Genomic DNA, 5,411 nt, shown 5'->3' with positions numbered 1-5,411 from the left:
CATATGCGCCGGATCTTGCTACAACAAGCGAAAGCGTTCCAAGAGGGGCAAGAGCCGTTAGTATTGGAAAATCAATCATTAAAAACACTGTATAGTGAAGGGCTTTATGATGACAAAGAGAAAAAGTGGCAGGAGGCATTTCCACTAAAAGAACAATTTGAAAAGAAAAAACAACCAGTTGAGCTATGACAGAGACTTAGCAAAGCACAAATAATTTTAGGCTTATCAAGCCCGCTGATGAGGAGTGTAAACAATGACGAAATATACGATTGTTGATCAAGACACTTGCATAGCCTGTGGAGCATGTAGTGGAGTCGCACCTGAAATATATGATCATACCGATGATGGTATATCCTACGTGACAATAGATCAAAATGAGGGAATGGTAGAAGTGCCAGCGGAGTTGCATGATGATTTAGAAGATGCATATGAGGGATGCCCAAGCGATTCAATCAAAATCTCAGATGAACCATTCCATGGAAATGCACTGAAATTTAGCGAAGCTATGTAATGTTAATAGATCTAAACGAGTAAGAAATAGAAGATGCACTAAAGAAATGCTTCATTTTAAAGCGAGCGACAAGTGCTAGAAACATATAGTTTCTAGACTTACAGATAGACAATAATGGACGGAGTGGGTTAGATGAACGTGGAAGATGAAGTTTTCGATATTACGATTATTGGGGGAGGACCAGTTGGGTTATTTACAGCATTTTATGCTGGTCTCCGTCAAGCGCGAGTAAAGGTTATTGAAAGCTTACCACAACTTGGCGGTCAACTTTCTGCGCTATATCCTGATAAGTATATTTATGATGTAGCAGGTTTTCCAAAGGTTACCGGTCAAAAGTTAATTGACAACTTAACGGAGCAAATGAATCAGTTCAATCCAGTGGTTGCTTTGGATGAGGGGGTTGAAAAATTAGAAAAACAGCTTGATGGTATTTTTAAGATAATAACAAATAGCGCAGAACACTTCTCAAAAACTATTATTATAACAGCAGGAAATGGTGCATTTAATCCAAGAAAGCTTGGATTAGAAACAGCTGATAAATTTGAAGGAAAGAATCTGCATTACTTCGTTAGTGATATGCAGAAGTTCGCCGGAAAGAAAGTTCAGTTGTTCGGAGGGGGAGATTCAGCAGTTGATTGGGCACTTATGCTTGAACCAATAGCTGATGAGGTAACACTCGTCCATAGACGTGATAAATTTCGTGCACATGAACATAGCGTAGAATTGCTTAAAAACTCCAAAGTGAAAGTTATGACTCCTTATGTACCGCTGGAGTTTATTGGAGAAGATCATATTGAACATGTCATTCTTGAGCATGTGAAAGGTGAAGGGACAATGAGTACTGAAGTTGATGATGTAATCGTAAACTATGGCTTTATTTCCTCTCTTGGTTCAATAAAAGATTGGGGACTGGAAATCGAGAAGAATAGCATAGTTGTTAATTCGAAAATGGAGACAAATATTGCCGGGATTTATGCGGCTGGAGATATTTGTACATATGAAGGGAAAGTAAAGCTTATTGCAACTGGTTTTGGTGAAGCACCTACAGCAGTTGGTAATGCAAAAGTTTATATTGATCCTAGCTCAAAAGTACAAGCACCGCACAGCACAAGTGTAATGGGGGAGAGTGAAGATAAGATAGTTTCTGTTTCACTTTAATTGAAGCAACGAGAAAAATTAATCGAAACGAGATACATCTCGATTTGATTAATTTTTTTTGAGTGTAATTCTACTTACAAATCAAGCATTTATACAAGGTATTGGGTTTTTAAGTTAACCAAAGGAGAGAGCCATTGATGATTACTAAAATAGAACATATAGCTATTGTTGTAAAAGACATGGAAGAATCTATTGCATTTTACTCGAAGGTATTTGGTTGTAAAGTACGTTTAAGAGGAGAAAATTCAAGTCGGGAAATGGCGTTTTTATATGTGAAATCACATCCAGATACAGAAATAGAATTAATCAGAGACATTGATACGGTAGGACAATACAATCAAAGCGGAATCGTGAATCATCTTGCTTTTACAGTTGAAGATATTGATAAGTCTATTAAATATTTCAAGGAGCATGGGATTATATTCAATTCTAATGAACCTCAACCGACGCTTGAAGGTGGACGCATGATTTTATTTAATGGACCAAATGACGAGCTTCTCCAATTGGTAGAACGCTTAAAGGCATAACTAATGGTAATAATAAATTATAAATTATGAATGAAGAAACGATCTCTACATTTTAAGTACTGTTTGACGTTAGCTGGCTTTGTGGAGTTTAGAAGGTTTCGAGATAAATTATAGAAGGTAGTTAATTCTTTTTTATAATGAGCGGCAGGTATTTCTAGATTTATTATAGATCTAGTGTGAATGTGTCTAGAATCCTAGTATCGATTTTAAGTATCATCATGACGGTACCGAAAATCATTTCGTGATGACAGACACTTTTTTAGTTATATTAATGCAATTTAATTTTGTGTACTAATAGAACAGAATACTATATATTTTCCAACCTAATGGGTAGTAGTTTAAATATTGCAAATGCTTTAATATGATAATAGATAAAATACCTAAAGCCAACTTTTAATTAATTTTGGGTTGTAGGTAAAAGGTAGGATTTTATTTGATGTAACTCATTTTTCGAGTCTATAGATTAGTTAAGTATTGATATCTCCCAAATAGATGATCATCTAGATTACTAATAGGGAAATTCAAATATTGTAACGTGGAACAATAAGTTATAGGGAGGTAGAAATTATGATTAAGCAATTACAAAGCCAAAATAAAAATCGGTTTGATCAGGTGTTAACAGAAGTTCGTGCTCGACGTGATGAATTTGAAAAGAAGCGACATGTACCAAAGGATATGATTGCGCAACTGAAAAAAATGGGTGTTTATCGCGCTCATACGCCTCAGTGTTTTGGAGGAGATGGTAGTTCGCCAATGGAATTCCTTAAGTTAATTGAAAGTATCTCTGAAGCTGACGGTTCAGCTGGATGGGTAGCGAGCTTTGGATCTGCTGCTGTATACCTTGCAGCTCTGCCAGAAGAAACTCTTGCAAAACTTTACGCAAATGGTCCGGATGTGGCCTTCGCGGGTGGTTTGTTTCCAGTTCAGCCTGCGGAGAGAGTAAGTGGTGGATGGATTGTTAACGGTCTTTGGAAGTTTGCAAGTGGATGTAAGGGAGCAGACATTCTTGGTGTCGGTATTGGTACAGGTGAAGGTGGTAAACCATTAACTGCTGTTCTAAAACCTGAAGATGTAGAAATTATTGAAAACTGGGAAGTTATCGGGATGCGTGGCACGGGGAGTCATGATCTGCTCGTGAAAGATGTCTTCGTTCCTGATGAATGGACGTTTGTACGTGGGGGTACTCCTACAATTGAAGAACCAATCTCGCAATACCCATCGATTGCCTATGCAGCACAGGTGCTGGCAGTGGTCAATCTTGGAGTGGCACGTGCTGCGCTAAATGAGATTTCTTTGATGGCAGGTCGTTCTGGTATCACAGGTGCACCTAAAATGGCTGATCGGGCTTATGTACGGATTTCTGTTGCAAAAGCGGAAGCCAAGCTTAGATCGGCGCGTGCCTTTTTCTATGAAACTACCGAGTCTGCTTGGGAATCAATCCTTAAAGGTGAAGGTGTCTCAGCTGATCAAACAAGTATGCTACGTCTAGCGGCGGCACAAGCTGCGCGAGAGGGTGCAAGCGCTGTACAAACTGCTTACTTACTTGCAGGTACTTCGGCCATTTATGACGGACATCCGTTGCAACGACATCTACGAGATGCAATGGTTGTTACCCAACACGCGTTCCTCAACGAAAGTATGTACGATGGAGCGGGATCGGTACTTTTGGGCGTGCAACCAATAAAGGGATTCATTTAATAGAGGTACTCAACATATAAAACCATCTGTTAGATAAATTGATAATCCGTGGAGTCGTACTTTAAAAGGAATGTGTGAAGATTATTGGTTAATATAACAAAAATAAGATAGAAGTTATGGGTAGACTTTAATGATACTTATGCTAATCAATTTATCTCACGAAATGAAAACGCTATCATCTGTATAATCATGTGTAAATGGAATACTCAAGAAGTAGTTGTGAACAGCATTTATTGAATAAATAAATTATGTCCGAACGGTGAATCTATTATTATATTAGGGGGAATTTGAATGTTAACACCAGAAGATAATCAGTTACTGACTCAGACCGATGCAGGCACACCGATGGGCGATGTGTTTAGGAGATATTGGATTCCAGCCCTTCAAACAGAAGAGTTGATTAGTGATGGAAAGCCGCAACGCGTGAAGTTGTTGGGGGAGGACCTAGTCGCATTTCGCGATACGGAAGGAAAAGTAGGCCTAGTTGATGAGCGCTGTCCGCACCGCGGGACCTCACTTTATTATGGAATTAATGACGGTTGTGGCCTAAGGTGTATGTATCATGGCTGGAAGTTCAATACAGACGGGGAGTGCACGGAGATTCCGTCAGAGCCAACGGATGGGAAATTTAGGGAATCAGTTCAATTAAAAAGCTATCCGACGAGAGAAGTAAGTGGCATTATTTGGACATACATGGGGCCGAGTGAATCGGAACCGGCTTTCCCTGACTTTTATTGGATGAACCTTCCGCGGGAAAATAATTTAGTTGAACGGGTATGGCAGGAATGTAACTATGCACAAGCGATGGAAAATGATCTGGACTTTGTCCATGCTGCATTCTTACATAAAGCGCATGCGACACAAGAAGTGGAAGATGGAATTTTGAGCAGTGACTTGGGGATTGACCCGAATCATCCACTTGTTAAAAATCCTCCGGTGAAACAATCTGTTCAAGATACGAACTTTGGGAAACGTTGCATAGCAGTGGGCATTGGAACAGAGGAACAGAATGCCTTTATGGAAATTCATTATATCTTCCCGTTTTACACGTACCCACCACGCTTTGGTGGTGAAGATGGGATGTGGCATGCATTTATTCCGCGAGATGATCATAGTACGTGGACATGGGATGTCCAGTTCGCTCATGATCGAGCGATTGATGTGGAAGCGCAACACGCTCGCCGCGGACTGAAGTTGGATGAAGACCTAAGAAAAATTGTCAACGCAGATGTTGAATATAATCAAGACCGTGACTTACAAAAAACTGGGAACTTCACAGGTATCCGTGGGATTGCGAACCAAGACCATGCGGCAACTGAAACCATGGGAACAATCGTAGACCGAACACGCGAGAAATTAGGAACGAGCGACCTACCAATTATTCATATGCGCCGGATCTTGCTACAACAAGCGAAAGCGTTCCAAGAGGGGCAAGAGCCGTTAGTATTGGAAAATCAATCATTAAAAACACTGTATAGTGAAGGGCTTTATGATGACAAAGAGAAAAAGTGGCAGGA

At 39.8% G+C, this 5,411-nt stretch carries 6 protein-coding genes and 1 pseudogene; 6 read left to right on the top strand and 1 reads right to left on the bottom strand.

What is annotated here, in order from left to right; translation table 11 throughout:
* Window positions 1–189 (top strand): annotated as a pseudogene (locus tag CSV77_RS17215) (Rieske 2Fe-2S domain-containing protein); the annotation flags it as partial.
* Here CSV77_RS17215 and CSV77_RS17425 read toward each other — a convergent pair.
* On the bottom strand, window positions 105–305 hold the full coding sequence (locus CSV77_RS17425; protein ID WP_143560724.1) for a hypothetical protein: 201 nt from the start codon (window positions 303–305) through the stop codon (window positions 105–107). The pseudogene CSV77_RS17215 and the gene CSV77_RS17425 overlap by 85 nt on opposite strands.
* Between CSV77_RS17425 and CSV77_RS16555 the strand changes: the two genes are divergently transcribed.
* The 5 genes from CSV77_RS16555 to CSV77_RS16535 form a co-directional block, all read left to right on the top strand.
* Window positions 254–511: a ferredoxin gene (locus CSV77_RS16555; protein ID WP_099632646.1), complete on the top strand. Its 258-nt coding sequence runs from the start codon at window positions 254–256 to the stop codon at window positions 509–511. The genes CSV77_RS17425 and CSV77_RS16555 overlap by 52 nt on opposite strands.
* Window positions 512–643: 132 nt before the next feature.
* Window positions 644–1,669, top strand: coding sequence for an NAD(P)/FAD-dependent oxidoreductase (locus CSV77_RS16550; protein WP_099674250.1), 1,026 nt, complete (start codon window positions 644–646; stop codon window positions 1,667–1,669).
* Window positions 1,670–1,806: 137 nt separating this feature from the next.
* On the top strand, window positions 1,807–2,196 hold the full coding sequence (locus tag CSV77_RS16545) for a VOC family protein (RefSeq protein ID WP_099632648.1): 390 nt from the start codon (window positions 1,807–1,809) through the stop codon (window positions 2,194–2,196).
* A gap of 567 nt (window positions 2,197–2,763) precedes the next feature.
* A complete protein-coding gene (locus tag CSV77_RS16540; protein ID WP_099674249.1) occupies window positions 2,764–3,894 on the top strand; it encodes an acyl-CoA dehydrogenase family protein in 1,131 nt (376 codons plus the stop codon).
* A gap of 291 nt (window positions 3,895–4,185) precedes the next feature.
* Window positions 4,186–5,411: Rieske 2Fe-2S domain-containing protein (locus tag CSV77_RS16535; RefSeq protein WP_099674248.1), on the top strand; the 1,226-nt coding region annotated here is incomplete at its 3' end.

This window comes from Sporosarcina sp. P16b (genome assembly GCF_002743065.1).
Lineage (GTDB): Bacteria > Bacillota > Bacilli > Bacillales_A > Planococcaceae > Sporosarcina.
This window is presented reverse-complemented; position numbering and strand designations above follow the sequence as displayed.